This window comes from Rhizobium ecuadorense (genome assembly GCF_001187535.1).
In the GTDB taxonomy this organism is placed as follows: Bacteria; Pseudomonadota; Alphaproteobacteria; order Rhizobiales; family Rhizobiaceae; genus Rhizobium; species Rhizobium ecuadorense.
Genome location: NZ_LFIO01001272.1, coordinates 1 through 278, shown reverse-complemented (window position 1 = coordinate 278; position 278 = coordinate 1). Strand labels below are relative to the sequence as shown.

Here is a 278-nt window from a genome sequence, read left to right as displayed (position 1 = left end):
ACCCGTATATCCATTCTGACGCCGTCTTCGGTGTGAAGGAGAGCTTGCTTGCCAAGTTCCAGCAGGTTGAGGATCCGGTACGCGCCAACGAGCTCGGTTTCCTGGGTAAGTTCTGGCAGGTAGAGCACGATTTCGTGCTGGCTCGGCCGGAGGACTAGGATCTTTTGGCGCAAGTCGGCCCCGTCCAAGCCGGCGACCAGTCCCACTCGCGGTGAGGTCCGGACGGGCATCTTCGGCCAACCGCCCATGTCCGCAGCTTTGGTCGCGCGCGGGGTGGG

The 278-nt window shown here is 62.9% G+C and carries 1 pseudogene; it reads left to right on the top strand.

Annotated features, from left to right (window positions below):
- Nucleotides 1-158: pseudogene (locus AF337_RS45680) on the top strand (6-chlorohydroxyquinol-1,2-dioxygenase); the annotation flags it as partial.
- Between the last annotated feature and the right edge of the window lie 120 nt (nucleotides 159-278).